The following is a 19450-nucleotide window of genomic DNA, read 5'->3' on the forward strand; positions in this document are numbered from 1 at the left end:
AGGGGTTCAGAACTCCAGTCTGGTTGAAACTAGTACGCTACGGCCGGGATTTTGCAGCGGCGTAATGAATCCGACTGCGGTACCGGCGGTGTAGCGATCGGTATAGTCTTCATCGGTGAGATTGTTGACTTCGGCGCGCAGCGTCAGGCCGCGGTAAAAATTCGGCTGCCATTGGGCAAATACGTTGTAGGTGTGATAGCCGTTGAGATCGCGATTACCCGAATCCTGTGCGAAGCGGTACTTCAGGGCGATTTCCGAACTTACCCCGGTTTTTATCCCTAGTTCCGGCCACGCATAGGCGGCGTGCAGCTTGATGATTTCGCCGACGGGCGAGCCTAAGTAGAACGCCAGTGTGCCGAGTTGAGAATGATCGTAGCTGACTTCGGTATTGGTGTAATGCGCGCCGAAATCGGCATTTGCGCGTTGATAGCCCACGCCTAGATTCAAGCCTTCGGTTTTGACTGCCGGGCCGTTAACCCGGACGAAACTGTCGTCGCCCTCTTGATACGCCGGCGTATTTTGGATTCGGGTCGAAAACACTTCGCCCTCAAACTTGACGCTTGCCAAGCGGTAACTGAGCCCGGCCTTGGCGTTGGTGGAGCGTTGCGCCGCAAGATCGGCGGAATAAGCCGAATACGGCATGGTGTGGAAGAGTGCTGCTTCGGCCAGTTGGATGCCGCCGAAGACATAGGAATAACTGCCGTTCAGCGTCAAGTCCGGCAAGGGTGTGATGCCGATAGACACGTTGGGGCTGGCACCGGTATTGTCGAACAGTTTCCGGTCTACCGATTCGAATTCTTGAGAATCAAGACGGACGCCGCCGGAAAATTTAAGCCAGTCGGCGGGCTCACCGCGTAATTGCGCGAATCCGCCTAAATTTCGGGCTGTTTCGGTCATCGAAGCATCGCGAAAGTTATCGGTTAGCGCCCGATCCTGATAAAAATCCATGCCGGCGCTGAGTTCGCCCAACGGCGTTTTAATGCGGTTCAACGCCGTCGCCCCGAAGCTTTCGATGGTGGAATCGAAATAGCCGGGACGAAATCCGCCGTTCGGATTCGGTCGGGAAAGCGACGTATCGTTATAGTAAAAGCGAACCTCCGGATCGTAAAACTTGCTCGGCTGCCGGGTGCTGTACTTGAAGTTCGCGGTATTGCGGTTGAAGATATTTTCCGACAATAAGGTCTGACCACGCACTGCGGCGAAATTGGCGCGGAACGGTCGAATTTCGTCGTCTGAAAGATGCTGAGCCGAGGCCTCGAAACGGTGTCCGCCCTCCGCGGTGTAGGCTAGTTTTCCTAAAGCGCTCAACAGGTTGGTGCCGGTGCCCTGGACTGGATCACCATTGCCGGCGTCGTAGTTGCCGCCTTCGGCGTGCGAGGCATAGCCCATGGCTTCGACATTGCGATACCGCCCGTAGGCAGCGCCGGATTTGGTAAAGGTGTCTAGGTTGCTGGCGAAGCCGCCGCTTAAAAACGCACCGTAATCCCGTCCGGGCTGCAACATGTCATCGACGTCTTTGGTTTCATAGCGCAAAGAGCCACCTAGCGCGCCGGGGCCGGCGTCCGCCGCTGCTACGCCGGCATCCACGCTGACCGCTTTTAGCACGCCGGGGTCGATCAGTAGGTTTGCGTTGTGATGCCATATATTGTTTACCTGCCGGGCACCGTCGATCTGTACGTTGAGATTGGTTTCCTCGATGCCGTTGACAAACACCTTTTGAGATGTCGCGGTAGGGCCGCCGACGCCGACCGAGATATTTTTTTCGAATACGTCCTTGATCGACGTCGAGGGTGTGTCTTCCACCGTTTCGGTGTCTGTATCAGTTTTGACCGCTTTACCGGTCACGTTAATCGTGTCCATGACGACAGTCTTATCCGTGTCCGTTTCATTTGAGCCGGCCACCGAGTATTCGGTTGCCGCGAGTAAAAAGAAAGTTAAGGGGAGGGTAAGTTTCGAACCGACAGGGGAGCTGGTTTTCATGATTGGTCTTCAAATAAGAATGATTTACATTAACATTAGTGGCTGCTATTATCCGACTCAAAGCAAATACGTGCGTTTGCGGGGGAACCGAATTCCTTTGCGGGCCGCGCAGATGACGGCTTGGAACATCATTTATGAATCACTCGGGCAAAATCCTATGAATCGGCTATCAACTATCACCTCATCCAAGATCGATTGCTCGGCCCTGTCGCGACCGGGTCTAAGCACCCCTGGAGGTGCGGCTGTATCCTTGGCTCCCAGTGGCTCCCCGATAGTCAGTGGTCGGCTGCGGGAGTTTCAGCTGCAGCCCGATTTGTCGCTGTACGCGTCAGATGTGCGGGACGAACTCGATATGGAAGTGACGGGAATGTTGCAGCCGGGGTTGTTGATCGTGTTGCCGCTGGCTGGCGAAGCGGATGTAAGCTACGGCGATCAACGTTTTCTGCTAGGCGCAGGCGGCGATCATCGCGGACTGGTCGTCGCTTTAAGTCGGCGCGAGTGCTTTTCCCGTCAGTTGCGGCGCGGCGCCCGGCGGAAGGTGGTGAGTTTGGCATTCGGTACCCGCTGGCTGGCCGAGCACGAACACGTACTATCCGCACACCCGGGGCTGAACCACTTGCGCGCTACCCATCTGGCGGCACAACAGTGGCGATTGTCTGCGCGCTTGCGGACTTTGGCGGCTAGCGTGTTCGAATTGTGCGCCTCCGGCACGCCGCTGATGAGCCTATGCTTGGAAAGTCGCTGCTTGGATATTGCCGCCGAGTCCTTGGGGGCGCTGACGGACGGCCGCCGGGAGCCGGAGTGCGTGCTTAGGCCGCGCGAACGGCGGCGATTGGCGGAATTTTGCGCCTTTCTCGATAGCGGAGAGGGCGACGGCTGGTCGATGCAGGCCTTGGCCGAGCACATCGGCATGAGTCCCAGTACCCTGCAGCGCTACTTTCGCCAATACACCGGCAGTAGTGTGTTCGCGTATCAGCGTCGCCGGCTGCTGGATCATGCGCGCCACGCATTGGAATGCGACGGTGTCTGCGTCAGCGAAGCGGCGCATTTGGCCGGTTACACCAACGCCGGCAACTTCGCAACGGCTTTCCGGCGCCAATTTGGCACTCCCCCTGGCAGCTTGCGCGCTCGTTGTTAAGCTATCTTTGCAAAAAATGCATGCTGTTTTGCCAGCCGTTCAATCCACGGCCCCGCGTCCCAGTTAGCCCGTGGCCGACCGTATAATCCCACGTCAGCTTAACCACTCGATTTTTTGCATGACGACCCTTAGTACGCATCGTAGCCGGTCTACCCGCATCCCTCAGCGCTTAACTGTACTGGAAACACTCAGTTTGGGTCCGCGTTTACGCCGAATCCGTTTTTACGGCGAGGCCTTGCAAGACATCGCGCATGCGGGGCCAGGCGCGCATCTCAAATTGCTGCTACCTGTTTCAGGCGCGAACTCGACCGGCGACGCGCAGTGGCCGGACGGCTTCCGGTCCGTAGCGCGTGCCTATAGCCTGCGCCGCGTCGATTTTGCCGAGAATTTGCTCGATGTCGATTTCGTGCTGCACGGCGACGACGGTCCCGGTTCGCGCTGGGCCATCCGTGCCGCAATCGGCGACATTATCGGTCTTGCGAGCGTGGGCGGTCCCCCGTTGTCGAGTGCCGCGGCCGATTTTCATTTGTTGGCCGGCGATTTAACCGCCCTGCCGGCTATCGCGGCGGTACTGGAAGCCCTACCGGCCACTGCAAGCGGAGCGGCCTTGATCGAAGTGACTGACGCGGCGGATCAACTGGTGTTGCAGCATCCGCCGGGCGTGCAGTTGCAGTGGCTGTATTCGCACGCTCCGAGCCCACTGACGGGCGCCGTCCGCCAAATCCGTTGGCCGGTGGAGGCACGGGTATTCGCGACGATAGCCGGCGAGAGTGCATCTGTGCTCGCCATTCGCCACTACCTGCTGCGCGAACGAGGTTTGCCCCCCGCGTCCCTGTACGCAGTGCCCTATTGGTGTCGGGGGTGGAGTGAAGAGGATTACCACGACGAGCGGCACCGCTGCATGGATGGGAATACATGAAAAGACCTATGTTCAGGGCAAGGATTTTGCTGATATTACTATTAGCAGCATGCGATGGCCCGCCGCCTGCTGTGCCGGAACAGGGGGCTCGTGAGTTAATCGATGCCATCGGCCGACCGGTAAGCGTGCCACAAGCGGCGCAACGTGTGGTGGCATTGAGCGAGTTGGATTTGGACGCCGCGCTGGCGCTTGGTCTGCGGCCCGTCGGTGCCAGCAACGGTCGCGGCAGCCAGCACCCGCCGCGCTATTTGGGGGGACGGGTGAATGGGATAGACAGCGTAGGCGATTTCGCCCAGCCGTCTTTGGACCGCATCGTCGCGCTACGCCCGGATTTAATCTTGGCCGGCGGTCAGAGCGATCCCGCATTCCTGGAGCAACTACGCGCGATTGCGCCGACCGTAGTCAGCTTTTATCCTGGTGAACACTGGCAAGACAGCGTGAGGCGTATTGCGGATGCGGTGGGTCGGCAGCAGGCCGGCTCGCAAGTACTCGAAGAGTATCGTACGCTGGCTGCCCGCCTGCGAGAGCAGCTGAAAGCGCACTGGGGTGAATCGGTGAGCATTGTTCGGCTTACGCCTAACGGACCCATGTATATGCTGGGCGATGCGTTTGCCGGGCGGGTTCTGACAGATTTGGGTTTGACTCGGCCTCCTGCCCAACGTCAACCCGGTGCCGGACATGGAGCGCCGTTAAGCCGGGAAGTGTTGGCCGACATCGACGGCGATTGGTTGTTCATAGGTAATTTTGCACCCGATCCGCACGGCGTCGCCGCCTTGCGAGACGAACCGGCTTTTGCGGAATTGCGGGCAGCGCGGCTGCATCGAGTGCGCGAAGTGGATGCGGCTTTATGGACTGTTATCGGTGGTCCGCTGGCTGCCAAAACGCTCCTTGAAGATGTGGTATCGGCATTTGACGGGGTGGAGAGCGGATCGTGAAGGCGCCTAAATCCGCTCTTTTAGGTGTTCTGTTGCCACTTTCCGTGCTGTTGTTGGCCTTCGCGTCGTTAAGCTTTGGCGCAGGTGGTGTCGGCTGGCAAGACAGTCTGCATTGGCTGCTAGGGGCGTCCGGCGATGCCCATGTCGATCTGGTACTGGGCGAATTGCGGCTGCCCCGCCTACTTAAGGCCTTGGCCCTGGGTGCGGCATTGGGCGCAGCCGGGGTTTTGTTGCAGACCGTCACGCGCAATCCACTCGCTGAAACCGGGTTGTTGGGTGTCAACAGTGGCGCCGCACTTGGGGTGGCACTCGGTATCGCTTGGTTTGCCGGGCAAAGTCCTGGTGCGCAGATCGGCTGGGCACTGGGTGGGGCAAGCTTGGGCAGTCTTTTGGTCTTGCTGTTGGCGCGTGCCGGCGGCGGCCAGTCATCGCCTTTACGGCTCGTGTTGGCCGGATTGGCGCTCACCGCCACCTGCCATAGTCTGACGGCGTGGCTGGCCTTGGTCAGCACCGCCAATCTAGATCGTTATCGGTTTTGGTTGCTGGGTTCCTTAGCCCATCCGCATGCCGGCTTACTTTGGCCCGGCTTGGTGCTGATAGGCGTCGGTCTGACTGCGGCCATGGCGCTGGTGCGCCCGTTATCGGCGCTGGCCTTGGGCGATGATCTGGCGCGCGCGCTTGGGCAGAGACCCGCTCCGGCTAGGGTGGGGGCGGTTGCGGTCGTGGCACTGTTGACCGGCACCAGCGTAGCACTCGCTGGCCCTATTCCGTTTTTGGGATTAATCGCTCCGTATTGCGCCAGGACGCTGGCCGGAGTGACGATCGCCTCCCAACTTCCCTATTCTATTTTGCTGGGGTCCGCGCTGATGCTGTCGGCTGATTTAAGCTCGCGCTTGTTGCTTGCCCCGTTCGAAGCGCCAGTTAGCGCCGTATTGGCCGGCATCGGCGCGCCCTTACTGATCTGGATGGTAAATCGCGACGCCACACTGGCTTTAATGCCGGCAGGAAGTGAGCGATGACCAAGGCTGCTCGCCGCCTAGCGCCCATACCGCTATTGCTGGTGCTGGCGTATGCCGCGCTGGTTGCCGGCACGCCACGCTTGTCGGCATCGCAAGTGTATGCCGGCTTGTTTGGCCCTGGGTCCGACTGGCTGTCCACGCTGGTGACGCAATTTCGCTTGCCGCGTTTATGTGCGGCACTCGTGGTTGGCATCGGGCTCGGCGCCGCCGGCGCCCTATTGCAAAACTTGACGCGCAATCGCTTGGCCAGTCCCGATGTTTTGGGAATCAACGATGGTGCGTTACTGGCGTTGGCCCTGAGTTTGATGCTAAACCCGTCCGGTTTGTTGGGCCCGTGGTGGTGTGCGGTGGCGGGTGCGCTGATCACCGCTGTATTCACTTTGCTGGCCGCTGGCGGCGTGGGTACGCGCGGTTACCGGGTCCTCGTGGTCGGGCTGGGCATTGCCAGTTTACTGCGCGCCGGCTTTGACATTGCCTTGGCGACATTGTCCATCTTCCATGCCACCGGTCTGTATGCGTTTAGTGTCGGAAGTTTAGCCGGGCGCGCCTGGCCTGTGGTCAAGGTGGCTGCGGCGCTGCTCGGCATCTTGCTGACTGCCTGTTGGGTCATCTCCCGCGCTTTGGTGCTGTTATGTCTGCACGACGACAGTATTCGCGGTTTGGGGGTCAATTTAGGTCAGCTGCGCTTTACCGTGCTGATGCTGGCCGCTGCGCTGGCGGGCGTCGCGGTGGGCGTCGGCGGGCCGATTGGTTTCGTCGCGCTCGCCGCGCCGATCCTGGCACAGCGATTGTCGCCGGACGGCGGCATACCGGTATGGTGTTCCGCCAGTATCGGCGCGGTACTGGTCACGGGTGCAGACTTGCTCGGGCGCATAGCGGCCGCGCCGGTCGAAGTGCCCGTCGGCGTCGTATCCGGTTTTTTGGGTGGTCCTTTTTTATTGTGGTTGCTGATGCGGCCAAAAGCTTACGGAGCCGGGTAATGTTGGCGTTTCGGGTTGACCAAGTAATCGCCGGCTATGGTGCGGAACCCGTATTGCGCGACCTCAGCCTGCAAATTCCGGCCGGACGGGTGACTGCCATTGTCGGCGCCAACGGCTGCGGCAAGAGCACCTTGCTGCGTTGCCTGGCTCGTCTGCATCAAGCCGATTCAGGATGTATCCAGCTGGGCGAAGACGATTTGCGACTATTCTCGACCGCCGACTTGGCACGTAGCGTGGGTTTTTTACCGCAGTTTCCGCAAGCGCCGGTCGGACTGAGGGTAAACGATTTGCTGGCGCTGGCACGCCACCCCCATCGGCATTGGATGGTGAGCTGGTCAGCAGAAGACGAGGCCGCCCGATGCGAGGCCTTGCGTCTTACCGACCTGACGGAATTGGCTGGACAACCGTTGGACAAGCTTTCCGGCGGGCAGCGGCAACGCGCGTGGATAGCGATGATGCTGACCCAGTCCACGCCGGTCCTGCTGCTGGACGAACCCGGCAGCATGCTTGATCCTGGGCACCAGCTGGAATTGATCGCCTTGTTGCGGGCGTTGGCGGATGCCGGTCGCACCGTGGTCGTGGTGATGCACGACCTGGTTGCCGCGCGCCATGCGGATTGGTTGGTGGCCCTGGATAACGGCCGACTAGCGGCCTGCGGTTCCCCGGTGGATGTATTGAATCCGGTTTTATTGCGGCAGCTTTACGGCATCGATAGCCATATCCTGACCGCACCCGACGGTACACCTGTCGTCGTGCCGGTAAGACAAGCCGATTTGCCGTTGCCGCAAGCGCAGCCTTTGCCTGTGAGCATGGCTTCGGTCGGTCCGTTCGCCGAAGTGTCGGCTAGCGTGGCGGAGCGTCGTTTAGTGCTGTTGTTTGCGGTACTTCAATTCACCCTTTTACTTGATTATATGGTGCTGATGCCGCTGGGCGCGGCGCTGATGCGCGATTTCGACATGGGTCCGGCGCGCTTCGGATCCCTGGTTGGTGTCTATACGCTGGCCTCGGCGCTGACCAGTCTGCTCGGTGGTCGATGGATTGATCGCGGCGACCGCAAGCGCACCTTGTTGGCCTTGTACGCCGGATTTGTGGTCGCCACGCTGGCTTGTGGTCTTGCGGGGCAATTCGGCGAATTGCTGGTCGCGCGGGCGTTGGCGGGTGCTTGCGCAGGGTTGATGAACGCAACCATGATGGCGATGATAGCCGACCGCATCGAGCCCGAGCGCCGCGGCCAGGCCATCGGTGCCATTATGTCGGCCTTCGGCGTGTGTGCCGTGATCGGTGTGCCTTCGGGCCTGGGATTGGCGGCGTTGGGCGGCTGGCGGCTTCCTTTTTTAGCGGTTGCGGCACTGTCTGCATTGTGGTGGCTAAGATTGTACCGGGCCTTACCCCGATCACCCGTTAGCGTCGGCGCCGGGCGCGGGAGTTTGCGTTCGCCGGCACTGGCCTTGGGTTGGGTGTTGAGCTTTTGCATCGTTTTTGCCGGTTTTCTGATCGTGCCTTATCTGGGCGCACACTTGAACGGCACATTGGGTGTTGATTTACGTGATTTGTCCTGGATTTATCTTTGCGCCGGATTGGCGACTTTCGTAGTGGCGCGCGGTATTGGCCGTGCGGTGGATCGTTTCGGTGCCGCCGGGATTCTGGCTGTATTGATGGTCGCCAGCATCATTCCGCATCTGTGGTTGACTCAGTTACAACCAGGGCCATTATGGCAAACGACGGCGGTGTTTGTGTTGTTTATGGCTTTAACCTCCACTCGGTCTATTCCGGCCTCGGTTTGGCTGATTGGCAGAGTGCCGCCACCGTTGCGGGGCCGCTACATGGCGGTGAATACCGCGAGCACCGAGGCCGCATCCGGTTTAGCAGCCGGGTGCGCGGGCTGGATGACTGGCGGGGATGGCGCCGTATTGCAGCATTTTGATCGCGTCGGCTGGCTGGCGGCAGGTGTCACCTGCGTGAGCTTGTGCTTGCTGGCCGGCTTACACCGTTTCGGCGCGTCGCAGGGGGCATCGACAACGACGGCGGATCGTCTTACGCCGGTTGCCACGGCCGAATCATGAAACTGGCAAGACAGTCGTCACCTAGCGCCGGATTCGGTTCGCGCCCCGGCGTTGCACTGGTAAGTGGTGCCGCACGAGGCATCGGCCAGGCGGTAGCCGCCGTGTTGGCCGGCGAAGGCTTGACCGTGGTTGCGGCAGACATCGATAGCGACGCTTTGCGTGAAGTTTGCCAGTCAATGCCCGGGCTATATCCGCTGGCGCTGGATTTACGCGATCGTGCCGGCCTGGAATCCGCAGTCGCTGGAGTCGAGGCCAAAATCGGCGAAATCGACTATCTGGTGAATGTCGCCGGTGTGCTGCTTCCCGGTCATGTAGTGGATGCCAGTGACGAGGACTGGCTGGAAAGCTTTGCCGTAAACTGTCATGGTGTATTTGCGCTAAGCCGCGCGGTAGCTCGTCGGATGCGCGAGCGGCGGCGCGGGGCTATCGTGACGGTTGGTTCCAATGCAGCATCGACGCCGCGGACCGGTATGGCGGCCTACGCTGCATCCAAGGCCGCCGCGGCGCAATTCACCCGCTGTTTAGGCTTGGAACTGGCGGAATACGGCATTCGTTGCAATCTGGTGTCGCCGGGCTCGACCGAAACCGACATGCAGCGCCGCTTCTGGCGCGCCGGTGCCGGTAGCGCCGCGCAAGTCATCAAGGGCTCCTTGGCGCAACATCGGCTGGGCATTCCGCTCGGCAAACTGGCCCAACCGGACGATATAGCTCACGCCGTGGCGTTTCTGTTGTCGGATCGGGCCGGACATATCACCCTTCAGGATTTAGTGGTTGACGGTGGAGCGACATTAGGTTAACGGCAAAATAGCCCGCGTGTGGCCACGATGAATTGCCCGTAAGAAGTTTGGAACTCGAGCGGTTCGTCTGCTCATAAAGTGGTATGGCGGTCCCGACGCTGATGGCTACGAATGTCCGATATGAGCGAAGCTGTTTAACCTAAATGTAAAACGAGAAAATGACGCCGGTGGTGTGCAATGCAATATTCGCCGCTACCGGTGTGCGGGTCAGGCAATTGCCGCTGTTGCGTACCGATTTGAGCTGGAGTTGATATGGCTAGTACAATCGCCTGCACACCCGCAAGCGAGTAAACCATGGCCCATAACATCAATCATCTGCTAGAAGCTTACCGGCAATTGCAAGGCGACGGCGAAGACTGCGTGCTGGCGACCATTATCGAAACCTTCGGCTCGACTTACCAAAAGGCCGGCGCGCGCATGCTGATTACCCAAGCCGGCGAGTTGGTCGGTTTATTGGGTGGCGGCTGCTTTGAAAGGGATTTGCTGGAGCAGGCCGCTTCGGTGTTCGAAACCGGCGCAGCCAAAACCGTATTTTACGATATGCGTTCCGGGGAAGACGCAATCTGGGGTTTGGGTCTGGGTTGTAACGGCGCTGTTCGGGTGTTGCTGCAATTATTAAAAGCCGAGCAGGGTTTCAGTCCATTGAGTCAGTTGGTGGAAGCCGCCGAAGCTCAAGCGCATGGAGTATTGGTTACGGTGTTCGAGTCCGCGCATGCGGATTTTCCGGTAGGGCGCAGCCAGTTCTTGCCGGCTGCCATTATCGGCGAACAACTGAACTTACCCAGCGTCCCGTTTCCCTTCGCCACAGCGGCGCTGCAAACGGCCTTGCAGCAAAAACCGCGTATCGAAACCCATCCGCTTGACGGCCAGGACATCAAAGCCTTTTACGATCCGGTGCAACCGCCTTGGCAGTTGCTGATATTCGGCGCCGGTGCCGACGCGATACCGCTGGTGAACTACGCCAAATCCTTGGGGTGGCGCGTGACCTTAGTCGATCATCGGCCCGCGCATATCAAGCCAGAGCGTTTTCCTTTAGCCGATCAATTATTGCATCTGACCCCTGAACAGGTGGCGGAGGAGCTGGATTTGCAACGCTTCAATGCCATCATGCTGATGACCCATAACGTCGAATACGATCAGCGCTACCTGCGAGCCATCGTGCATTGCCGGGTGCCGTTTATCGGATTGCTGGGTCCGGCGCATCGCAAGCAGCGGCTGTTGCACAGCTTGGGCGACGATGCCGCGCTGATAGCCGAACGGGTATTCGGCCCGGTCGGTTTGGACATCGGCGCGCAAACCCCGGAAGAGATTGCCTTGTCCATCGTGGCCGGCATTCAGGCCCAGCTTAACGGCCGTAGCGGCTTGCAACTGGGGAAAGAGCCGGTTGCGATCAAACACGCTTGCAGCCCTGGATAATGTGCATGCCGGCGACTGAGAATGACTCAGCGCTGAGCGTGGACAAATTACGGGAATGATTTATCGCGGCGTTTTGCCGATAAATTGGGGCTATTTTCTAGGAATCCCCCTTTTCAGGAGCCGGTGTTTGCTAGTTTTCTTGCCATGCATAACGGCGTGGCTTAGCTAAGGCGCTGTTATTACCTTTTTTAGCCTTGCATGGTTTGCAAGTCACCGGCCTTAGCCGGTGACTGTGGGCTGAAATTTAAACCGCCTTAGGGTGCCAAATACGCTTCGAAAGGCTGTATCGGTGATGAATTGCCTTGGGCGCCCACCGCTTCAATGGTCAGAAATTCATCTTTACCCAGAACGGCTCCCAGCGGATTACCGCCGCTTACTGTCTGCTCCACGCCAACGTGGCCGTGGGGTATTTTGATTTCGGGGTGATCAAAGGGGGCTTTTTCGTAGCGGACTCTGTCATCGGTCAAGGTTTTCAGGAAGGCGATCAGGTCGGCGCGGTTTTGCGCATCCAGTTGTAGATTGGGCTGCGGAAATACCCGAGTAACTTGTTTGCTGTCGTAGGCAAAATTTCCGCCTCGCGAATAAAATTCGATCGCTTGTTCCAGGGTGGCCATGCTGCCGTTGTGCATGTATGGTCCGGTTAACTCGATATTGCGTAGCGAGGGGATTTTAAATGTCGAGTCGACAGACGCTACCATTTTCCGGGTATTGGGCTTGTTCAACTCCGCTAAGGCGGCAGCGGTCGTGGGCAAAAAGGCATTGTTTGCGGGCAGGAAACAGTTCTCCGTGCTTTGTGGCTGGGGTCTTATGCCGTCGGTGATGGTAAACAAGCTCGGCAGCGAATAAGGCAGTTTGATATTTAGAGCAAGGGCTTCCTGAAAATCGCACGCTCTCACTTTAGTGACATCTTCATCCAGTACAGCGGCATTATTGCCCGCCAAATGCTGTAAATATTGCCGGCTGAACGATAGCGGGTTGCCAAAGTCGTCGACGCCGCCTGCGCCAATATCGGCCGTTTCTTCGGTGACGCCTGTGGAAGAAAAGCCGGTATCGAAAAATGCGGTAACCGGAGCGTTTTTGATAAGCAATGGTATGCGATTGACCACATTGGTGGATGCGCTGATGAAGAAAGTCGGTTCACCGAAGGCTTCCGGATGAGTTTTGGCAATGGCCGCATTGGCGTTAATCGACGCCGCGCTGAAGTTGGGTCCTAAATGGCAAAGCGCGCACTGATTTTTTCGGAATTGTTTTAAGCCGTTCAATTCCGAAGCGCTGAGTTCTATGGGTTGATTGCCAGTGTCGCGGGCGCTGTTGTCGAAGGGCGATTCGTCCGAAATCAATGTGCTTTCATAGAGTTGGATGGCCAGGCCAAAGAACATGCCAAAGTTGGCTTCGGTTTGATTATAGGGCGCAAACCCTTTGGGGGCCGGAATTGGCGGGTTACCGCTATACGACCAGTATTTGGGATTGAATGCCTGCATGATCAGCAGCTTATACAGAGTGTTCGTGCCGGGTTTGGTATTGAGGCTGTAAGGTCCCAGTACACTGTCTTCGGGATGTACTTTTTGGTTTTGCAACGGGCGGCGTAACAGCAACTTTCTACCGAGTTCCATCAAAGTCCGGTTGCGGCAGGCCATCTCGGTGGTGTTTTGCGGTGGAGCCACTGCTAATGACGCCAGCGAGGAATTGATTAAATGCAGGCGCTGCTTAATGAGCGTCGTGGCGTTCTGTTTTACCCAGACGCCGGCGTCGGGATCTCGGTCGCCCCAAGGACTGCTGCCGTTAAACACATTGTTGGCACGGCCATCCCAAAAATTGCGATGATTAAACACCGCATTGATCACGCTGGGCGCATTGCGCGGCGTGACTTTGCGGGTGCCGACCGCGCCGGCATGAAACAGGCTGTCGACGCTGCGGCTGCAGGTGTCGTTTGGCGCTGTGTAGCGGTCCACGGCTCTGAATTCACCACCGAAAGTACCGGACGAACCGACTACATTGTCGGTGTCGTAGAGGACCGCAGAATGTTCTTGGAATGGATCTTCCCTTTGATGTAACGGAAAGTCGCCAATGCTGAGGGTATGATTGGGTCCCAAAGACCCACCCGTCATGGCATTGCTGAATGTTTGATCGCTTAAGGGGCTGGATTGGCCGCCCGGAGCAAGCTGATTTTTTACTCTGCCGTCGGCGCCGGCGTGAAAGTGGCAGGACGCACAGGCCATGCCGTCGCTACCCACGTTAGTATCCCAGAACAGCGCTTTGCCCAAGGCAATCGCGGCATTCTTGTTGACGACAATAGGGTCCGGGCCGTCCAGTAGGCCGGGAACAGGCGGAACGGGCAAATGCTTCAGGCTTATCGGCATGGGCCCTAGTGCCAATTCGACCGCGGCGGCGCTGAAACTGAGCAGTACACCTCCGGCTAAAACAATCGCTAATTGGCTATGACGAAACAATGTCATGGTGAAACTCCACTGAGAAATGGTTGGTTGGCAACAAATACGGCCAAAACGCCCGCATCAGCGGGCTCAAACTATAAAAAAGGCCGATAAATCACAAAGCGTAATTTATCGGCCATCCTTTATTCCTTTGGCGAAGTCCCTCGCCAAGCTTCCTTTTTTTATAGGAACATCGGCTTATCTGCTGGGTGTTGGCTTACGCTTTAGCGTTGCGTTTGCCTCTGCCTATAAAGCCGGCCAGTGCCGTACCGAACAGCCAGACAGCGGAGGGTACTGGCACCGCCGCTGGTGTGTAGGTAGAAGGGGCGGCCGACGCGGAAATGTTCAAAGAGATGCCGGCACTGCTTCCGAGGATGTCTGCACCGCCGACGAACACGGCATACCAGCCAGCTTGCAAGTCGTTCAGCGTCAAGGTCGCGAATCTTTTGGTGTTGGCAAAAGCAGGGTTGCCGGTGACCCCTATAGTGCCGGATACGCCAGTTTCATACAGATTGTCGATACTGACATCGTGGGCGCCGGAGTCGATGACGCCGCCGAAAGAGTTAACGTAGTTTTTGCTTGAGGAGCTGACGTAGCCCAGGGTTTCGACAATGCCGTCCGCGCCGGTTGCCCACATAATGCCTGGATCGCCGGCTTGGCCCACCGAGTTAAATTTGTGAATTTGGCCGGTTAGCTCAGCCGGTGTATCGACGCCGACCGTTTCACCCGAATAAGCCACATTGGTTCTGAAAATTGAAAAGGCCGGAAAGTTTGCGGCGGACGAACGCGCGTCGACAGTCACGGATTGGGCTGATGAGCTCAAATAGAAGTTGGTAAATGCACCTTGCATGCCCCAACCATCATTGGACAGAGACGGATTGCCCGCGAAGCCCAAATTGCTGGAATTAAAACTAGGGTTTGAGATGCTGGTGCCCAGCTCGAGAGTGTTATCGGCGCCTGACCAAGCCGCCGTCGCAGGTTGAGCAACGGCAAGGGTTAGCGCGGCGGACGATAGGGTGATTTTAAAAATAGTTTGTAAATCGATGTTCATTTTTGAGTGTCTCCAATATCTACCACATCGTTGCTTACGATTGTGGTAGATTTAAGTTGCTGTTTAATTTGGATTTGTCTGAGTATTTCGGGCCTGGCAGCCAAAAGATAGACATCTCCAAAGGGTTTAGACATGCATTGCGAGGGGTGAGTCGACAGCTGATGTCGGCTGACCTTTTCGCTCTTGTTTGCTGGGGTTACGCGGTGCGGCGTTTGCCGAATACACCGAATCCCATTAATGCAGAACCGAATAACCAAACGGCCCCTGGCACCGGCACTGCGCTAACACCCTCGCCGGTGATGGTCAAAGGCAGGCTGGCGCCGGTGACGTAGTCCGTGGCGGTCAGGGTAATTTGATAATCGAAATGATCCTGACCGGTGGCGCCCGTTATCGGGTTGACGCCGGTCGCACCGGTGATGGTGTCGCCCTTGTTGAAGCCCAGTACGGCTTCTTCGATGGTCAGAGAGTAATCGCCAAAAGCAATAATGTAATTGCCCACGTCCAATGCAGTAGCCAGATAGGAGTCTCGGCTCAACAAGCTGCCATCGGCCCATCCGCCGGTATTGCCGGGTATGGTGTAGGCTGGACTGTCGTCGCCGCTGACGATTTCGGTAGTCAGTGAGACTGTGTCCTGAAAAATGCGGAATTGGCTATCTGCCAGTGTTAGTTCGCCGTCGCCGTTTATATCGACATACGCGCCGGGATGCGCGCCCCAGCCCGCTGCGTAGCCTTCATTCGCCAGGACATCGATTATCACATTGGCAGCTGATGACAAGGAGAACGAGTAGAAATCGATTGTGGTGCCGGCGCCGTGAACCGGGTCGACGGTTTTATAGATGGTGCCGTTTACGGTCTCGGCTTGTACATTGCCGAAGCCTAAAAGTGAAATAGCAAGTGTTGTAGCCACCTTTTTCAAGGCAGGCGCATGTTTCGTGTTAACAGACATATTTCAATTCCTTTCATAGTAAGACGAAGATTTTTACCGGTAGGTTTTACCGGCGACATTCAATGTTTCGCAATTCCCTTTGCGAGTCGTTGCCTAACGCACCTGCGCCGGATGCCGCGATGCCAGGCTCTTACTTTCCGGTCCTTTGCGTACGGTAAGTGCTGGGCCAATGGCTTCCCGCGCAATTTGAACAGCCTTAAAACCGCTATGTATTTCAATATTCCTGAATTGATCACGCTACGCTATGGTTGCGAGAGAGACAGTCCAAAGAGTTTTAAATACCGGGCTTGCTTGCGTAGTGAGTTAAACAACGGGTTTAGCTAATCAGGTGATATAACAAACTATTCCTGACCAGTGAGCGAGCGCTATGGGTAGTTGTCGGTGTATGAATCTCGACCGGCTAGACCCTTCTCTTACCCGCTCATAAGAGGCAGCTCGACTATCTGAATCAGATCCGCAGCTTTCCGGCCCCGCCTTGCGACGAGTGTGGCGACTTGGTGGCTGCGCCCAGGAGGGTGCAGCACTATTTGTACAGCAAAACATGCGCCAAAATATATTTGAGCAAGGGTTGCTAGTGTTTTTCTATGGTTATGTTCATATAAAACAATGCGATAGGCTGTTTTGTTTGATAGGGTGGAGTAGTAATAAGTGTGGCGGTTTTCTGGGGTTTTAGATGGCTATAACGCTATGCAGAGTGTGTTATTTCGCGTATTTTGGGTTATATCCCTTATTTTATTTAAGAGATTTTGGGCGGCGGCTTTGAGTTTGCGCCGTAAGGGTAAAAGTCATCAGTTCGGGTAGTGATATGCCAAGCTGACGATGCTTTAAAATCAGGGTGCTGGAACGAAGGTTTGGAACGAATTCCGAAATAATAATCCAACATTCTGATGCGTATCATGACTTCGTCGGCAATCGACGGCCGGCCCCTCCTGAGCTTTAGTCATCTGCCGATTGTCGATGGAAATCACTCAGCCCCAGAAAAAGGTTGATTCCTCTAATCGCCTTTGCCATCAGGTGGAGAAGGCTTTTTTGCATTTAAGGCGATGGCATGGCATAGCTACTGGTTAAGCTAAAAACATCGCTTGGTTCTTGGTAGCCTTGTACTTATGCGGTATTGCGCTTTGGGCGGCTGTGTAATGACGACACTATCCAATATTTCCAACACAAAATTTTCAAACTTAAATTAAGATGCCCGACACTTTCACCGAGGATAGATATGAATAAAACCGATGCCATTTTGAACAAGGGTCAGAAACTCTATGAAGACGATGCCTACATTTTGTTGTGGACGAAATTTTTTGGCCTGAGCCTGCTGGCGCTGACCTCTTACTATGTCTACGATAAACAAAAGCAGCGTCTGATCAAGCTCATGAGTAGAGAAAAAACCTATCTGATGAGCATCAGTTACTACCTCACCCACGATTATGGTTTTACCCCGACAATGGTGTTGGAAGGTATCAGTTTATTTAAGGATATTTCGGCGGCAATTGCCGACAGAGGCGGCGAGACCTGGAAGACCTTCTTTGCGGAAACCGCCAAAGATAAAGCCAGGACGTATGCGGTCCGGGGCATCCGTAAGGATAAAAAAGCCAAGGCTTGAGTTTCCAGACCTTATGCAATTTGTGCTAGGAGGCCGTCAATAAGTCGCGGACAAAACCCTAATCAGTTTTTAACTGCTCGAGCGGCAATCTCTTTATAGGAATAGTCAGTGCAGGAATCATCCACTAAAAAACGCACGCCAATTTTTGGCAACGATTTGAGCCGGCGCTGATAGGACTAGTACAATCGCCGGTACCCCTGCAAGCGAGTGATCATGACCAATCACATCAACCACCTGCTCCAAGCCTATCGGCAACAGCAACGCGACGGCGTCGATAGTGTGCTGGCGACCATCATCGAATCCTTTAGCTCGACCTACCAAAAGGCAGGGGCGCGGATGCTGATTACCCAAACCGGCGAGTTGGTCGGTTTGCTGGGTCCGGCGCATCGCAAGCAGCGGTTGTTGCACAGCTTGTGCGACGATGCCGCGCTGATAGCCGAACGGGTATTCGGACCGGTCGGTTTGGACATCGGCGCGCAAACCCCGGAAGAAATTGCCTTGTCCATCGTGGCGGGCATTCAGGCCCAGTTCAACGGCCGTAGCGGCTGGCAACTGGGGAATGAGCCGGTTGCGCTCACACATGCCTGCAGCCATGGATAATGTGCATGCCGTCATCCTGGCGGCCGGTGCCTCCAGCCGGATGGGCAGCCCCAAGCAATTACTGATTTGGCAGGAGCGTCCATTACTGGCGCATGCGCTTGCCAATGCGCAAGCCGTGTTGGCGGAGCGGACGGTGGTGGTATTGGGCGCAAATGCTGAGGCGATAAAAGCCGCAGTCGATTTGAGCGGTAGTGAGGTGGTATTGAATCCGAGTTGGGGGGACGGTATGGCCGGTTCGATTCGAGCTGGTATCCAGGCTGTGCCGGACACGGCTAGCGCGGTATTGTTGATGCTGTGCGATCAACCCTTGATTAGCGCCGCGCATCTGCAAAGTTTGCTTAGCGCTTGGCAAAACGCGCCGGAGCGCATCGTCGTCAGTCAGTATGCGGAGTCGTTTGGCGTGCCGGCGGTGTTTCCGGCTGCTTATTTTCCCCAGCTAGCCAGCTTGACCGGCGACCGGGGAGCCAAGCCCTTGTTGCTGCGCTTCGAGGACTCACTGGTAAAAGTGCCGTTGCTGGAAGCGGGACTGGATGTCGACACCACGAGCGATTACCAACGCTTGCATGAACTCAATGAGATGTAGCCCATGATTGCCCAACCGCTTGACGAATACTTGCAGCGTATTTATGAGCTATTCATCGAACTGGGCATTCCAGAAGAGCTGCCGGCAGCCAGGGGTTTGGCATTTTGCCGCGAGCCCGCCGAATTGATCGTCGCTGACACCACGCCGCAGGGCAGGGCGTTTTATCTCACAGCGGCTGCGGCAGCCGCTTGGCACGCATTGAAACAGGCCGCCGCCGAGGAGGGCATTACGCTAGTGATGGTGTCGGCCTTTCGCAGTGCGGATTATCAAGCCGACATTATTCGGCGTAAGCTCGGGATGGGCAAAACTATCGAGGAGATTCTGCGCGTCTTGGCCCCGCCCGGTTACAGCGAACACCACACCGGGCGTGCCATCGATATAGGCAGCGACGACTGCCCGGAACTGGGCGAGCGGTTCGAACAAACGGCTGCTTTTCAGTGGCTATCAAACAACGCAAAACGCTTTCAATTTTTTCTGTCATTCCCGCGCGATAACCGCTTCGGTTATGTTTACGAGCCTTGGCATTGGTGTTATCGGGGCGATTCGTAGCTACGTTTGGTAACTACTCAAGCCAAAATAGTGGGTCTTTTTGTTATCACCGAGTCTCCAAATTAGGCTTGCAAGCCTAGACGCTATTCGGTTATCGCTTATAGGGTTGCGCATAAGGTAATTAAGCTCTCGTCTTGGGTTTTTTGCTGTCGCCACAAGGCTTTTTGCCTCAGGACCGGTCCAAAAAGCCTTGCGACTTAAGCTAAGAGCCTTTAAGGCAACATGATTTCACCGATAAGAACGGCAAAACACCTTGGTAACAATCCAATTTGAGCTTGATCACGTGCGGTAACGCCAGCATCGCAAGGTTTTTACGTTGCGGACAAACTCCAAAGCCTTGCGGGCAAAGCAAACTTGTATAACCGGCTGGTAAAAAGCCTTACCCGCAATGCCTTCAAAGGACTAAAGCGCCTAGCCGCTTAAACCGGACATTCAAGATTAG

16 protein-coding genes, 1 pseudogene and 1 riboswitch are annotated in these 19450 nt (G+C 56.6%); of the genes and pseudogenes, 13 read left to right on the forward strand and 4 right to left on the reverse strand.

Annotated features, from left to right (window positions below):
- Positions 1 to 6 precede the first annotated feature (6 nt).
- Entirely contained in the window at positions 7 to 1980 is a 1974-nt protein-coding gene (locus JL719_RS10980; RefSeq protein WP_084153260.1) for a TonB-dependent receptor domain-containing protein, read from the reverse strand.
- Positions 1981 to 2137: 157 nt separating this feature from the next.
- Between JL719_RS10980 and JL719_RS10985 the strand changes: the two genes are divergently transcribed.
- The 8 genes from JL719_RS10985 to JL719_RS11020 all read left to right on the forward strand — a co-directional run bounded on the left by JL719_RS10985 (position 2138) and on the right by JL719_RS11020 (position 11247).
- Complete coding sequence (locus tag JL719_RS10985; protein ID WP_165385951.1) at positions 2138 to 3118, forward strand: helix-turn-helix domain-containing protein; 981 nt, start codon at positions 2138 to 2140, stop codon at positions 3116 to 3118.
- A gap of 118 nt (positions 3119 to 3236) precedes the next feature.
- Positions 3237 to 4037: a siderophore-interacting protein gene (locus JL719_RS10990; protein ID WP_033156347.1), complete on the forward strand. Its 801-nt coding sequence runs from the start codon at positions 3237 to 3239 to the stop codon at positions 4035 to 4037.
- Entirely contained in the window at positions 4034 to 4972 is a 939-nt protein-coding gene (locus JL719_RS10995) for an ABC transporter substrate-binding protein (protein ID WP_033156346.1), read from the forward strand. The genes JL719_RS10990 and JL719_RS10995 overlap by 4 nt, the downstream gene beginning before the upstream one ends.
- Positions 4969 to 5991 carry a FecCD family ABC transporter permease gene (locus JL719_RS11000; RefSeq protein WP_201799032.1) on the forward strand — a complete coding sequence of 341 codons (1023 nt, stop codon included), beginning with the start codon at positions 4969 to 4971 and terminating at the stop codon, positions 5989 to 5991. The genes JL719_RS10995 and JL719_RS11000 overlap by 4 nt, the downstream gene beginning before the upstream one ends.
- Positions 5988 to 6971 (forward strand): FecCD family ABC transporter permease, encoded by a 984-nt coding sequence (locus JL719_RS11005; RefSeq protein WP_051669892.1) that lies wholly within the window; start codon positions 5988 to 5990, stop codon positions 6969 to 6971. Before JL719_RS11000 ends, JL719_RS11005 begins: the two co-directional genes overlap by 4 nt.
- Positions 6971 to 9034, forward strand: coding sequence for an MFS transporter (locus tag JL719_RS11010; protein WP_201799033.1), 2064 nt, complete (start codon positions 6971 to 6973; stop codon positions 9032 to 9034). The genes JL719_RS11005 and JL719_RS11010 overlap by 1 nt, the downstream gene beginning before the upstream one ends.
- The gene (locus tag JL719_RS11015) at positions 9031 to 9831 is read left to right on the forward strand and encodes a 2,3-dihydro-2,3-dihydroxybenzoate dehydrogenase (protein ID WP_051669890.1); all 801 of its coding nucleotides are present in this window, start codon (positions 9031 to 9033) and stop codon (positions 9829 to 9831) included. Before JL719_RS11010 ends, JL719_RS11015 begins: the two co-directional genes overlap by 4 nt.
- A 294-nt stretch (positions 9832 to 10125) precedes the next feature.
- Positions 10126 to 11247 carry an XdhC family protein gene (locus JL719_RS11020; protein ID WP_033156345.1) on the forward strand — a complete coding sequence of 374 codons (1122 nt, stop codon included), beginning with the start codon at positions 10126 to 10128 and terminating at the stop codon, positions 11245 to 11247.
- A 254-nt stretch (positions 11248 to 11501) separates the two neighbouring features.
- Here JL719_RS11020 and JL719_RS11025 read toward each other — a convergent pair whose 3' ends face one another.
- The 3 genes from JL719_RS11025 to JL719_RS11035 form a co-directional block, all read right to left on the reverse strand.
- Positions 11502 to 13703, reverse strand: coding sequence for a cytochrome-c peroxidase (locus JL719_RS11025; RefSeq protein ID WP_033156344.1), 2202 nt, complete (start codon positions 13701 to 13703; stop codon positions 11502 to 11504).
- A 193-nt stretch (positions 13704 to 13896) separates the two neighbouring features.
- Entirely contained in the window at positions 13897 to 14730 is an 834-nt protein-coding gene (locus JL719_RS11030; protein ID WP_051669888.1) for a hypothetical protein, read from the reverse strand.
- A gap of 196 nt (positions 14731 to 14926) precedes the next feature.
- Positions 14927 to 15676, reverse strand: coding sequence for a hypothetical protein (locus JL719_RS11035; RefSeq protein ID WP_033156343.1), 750 nt, complete (start codon positions 15674 to 15676; stop codon positions 14927 to 14929).
- 426 nt (positions 15677 to 16102) lie between these two features.
- A riboswitch (cyclic di-GMP riboswitch) is annotated at positions 16103 to 16177 on the reverse strand.
- 498 nt (positions 16178 to 16675) lie between these two features.
- Here JL719_RS11035 and JL719_RS24030 point away from each other — a divergent pair.
- The 5 genes and pseudogenes from JL719_RS24030 to JL719_RS11055 form a co-directional block, all read left to right on the forward strand.
- A pseudogene (locus tag JL719_RS24030) lies at positions 16676 to 16813 on the forward strand (IS5/IS1182 family transposase); the annotation flags it as partial.
- A 79-nt stretch (positions 16814 to 16892) separates the two neighbouring features.
- Positions 16893 to 17276 (forward strand): hypothetical protein, encoded by a 384-nt coding sequence (locus JL719_RS11040; RefSeq protein ID WP_033156342.1) that lies wholly within the window; start codon positions 16893 to 16895, stop codon positions 17274 to 17276.
- Between the two features lie 213 nt (positions 17277 to 17489).
- Complete coding sequence (locus JL719_RS11045; protein ID WP_033156341.1) at positions 17490 to 17876, forward strand: XdhC family protein; 387 nt, start codon at positions 17490 to 17492, stop codon at positions 17874 to 17876.
- Positions 17857 to 18459: a nucleotidyltransferase family protein gene (locus JL719_RS11050; RefSeq protein WP_051669886.1), complete on the forward strand. Its 603-nt coding sequence runs from the start codon at positions 17857 to 17859 to the stop codon at positions 18457 to 18459. The genes JL719_RS11045 and JL719_RS11050 overlap by 20 nt, the downstream gene beginning before the upstream one ends.
- Positions 18460 to 18462: 3 nt before the next feature.
- On the forward strand, positions 18463 to 19008 hold the full coding sequence (locus JL719_RS11055; protein ID WP_033156339.1) for a M15 family metallopeptidase: 546 nt from the start codon (positions 18463 to 18465) through the stop codon (positions 19006 to 19008).
- The last annotated feature ends 442 nt before the right edge of the window (positions 19009 to 19450 follow it).

Origin of the sequence: Methylomonas sp. LW13 (assembly GCF_016865255.1) — a bacterium.
Classification (GTDB): Bacteria; Pseudomonadota; Gammaproteobacteria; order Methylococcales; family Methylomonadaceae; genus Methylomonas.

Coding starts and splice junctions, on each gene's coding strand:
- JL719_RS11045 (WP_033156341.1), top strand. CDS start 17,490: ATGACCAATCACATCAACCACCTGCTCCAAGCCTATCGGCAACAGCAA.
- JL719_RS11025 (WP_033156344.1), bottom strand. CDS start 13,703: ATGACATTGTTTCGTCATAGCCAATTAGCGATTGTTTTAGCCGGAGGT.
- JL719_RS10985 (WP_165385951.1), top strand. CDS start 2,138: ATGAATCGGCTATCAACTATCACCTCATCCAAGATCGATTGCTCGGCC.
- JL719_RS11055 (WP_033156339.1), top strand. CDS start 18,463: ATGATTGCCCAACCGCTTGACGAATACTTGCAGCGTATTTATGAGCTA.
- JL719_RS10980 (WP_084153260.1), bottom strand. CDS start 1,980: ATGAAAACCAGCTCCCCTGTCGGTTCGAAACTTACCCTCCCCTTAACT.
- JL719_RS11035 (WP_033156343.1), bottom strand. CDS start 15,676: ATGTCTGTTAACACGAAACATGCGCCTGCCTTGAAAAAGGTGGCTACA.
- JL719_RS11010 (WP_201799033.1), top strand. CDS start 6,971: ATGTTGGCGTTTCGGGTTGACCAAGTAATCGCCGGCTATGGTGCGGAA.
- JL719_RS11040 (WP_033156342.1), top strand. CDS start 16,893: ATGAATAAAACCGATGCCATTTTGAACAAGGGTCAGAAACTCTATGAA.
- JL719_RS11005 (WP_051669892.1), top strand. CDS start 5,988: ATGACCAAGGCTGCTCGCCGCCTAGCGCCCATACCGCTATTGCTGGTG.
- JL719_RS11030 (WP_051669888.1), bottom strand. CDS start 14,730: ATGAACATCGATTTACAAACTATTTTTAAAATCACCCTATCGTCCGCC.
- JL719_RS11050 (WP_051669886.1), top strand. CDS start 17,857: ATGCCTGCAGCCATGGATAATGTGCATGCCGTCATCCTGGCGGCCGGT.
- JL719_RS10990 (WP_033156347.1), top strand. CDS start 3,237: ATGACGACCCTTAGTACGCATCGTAGCCGGTCTACCCGCATCCCTCAG.
- JL719_RS10995 (WP_033156346.1), top strand. CDS start 4,034: ATGAAAAGACCTATGTTCAGGGCAAGGATTTTGCTGATATTACTATTA.
- JL719_RS11020 (WP_033156345.1), top strand. CDS start 10,126: ATGGCCCATAACATCAATCATCTGCTAGAAGCTTACCGGCAATTGCAA.
- JL719_RS11015 (WP_051669890.1), top strand. CDS start 9,031: ATGAAACTGGCAAGACAGTCGTCACCTAGCGCCGGATTCGGTTCGCGC.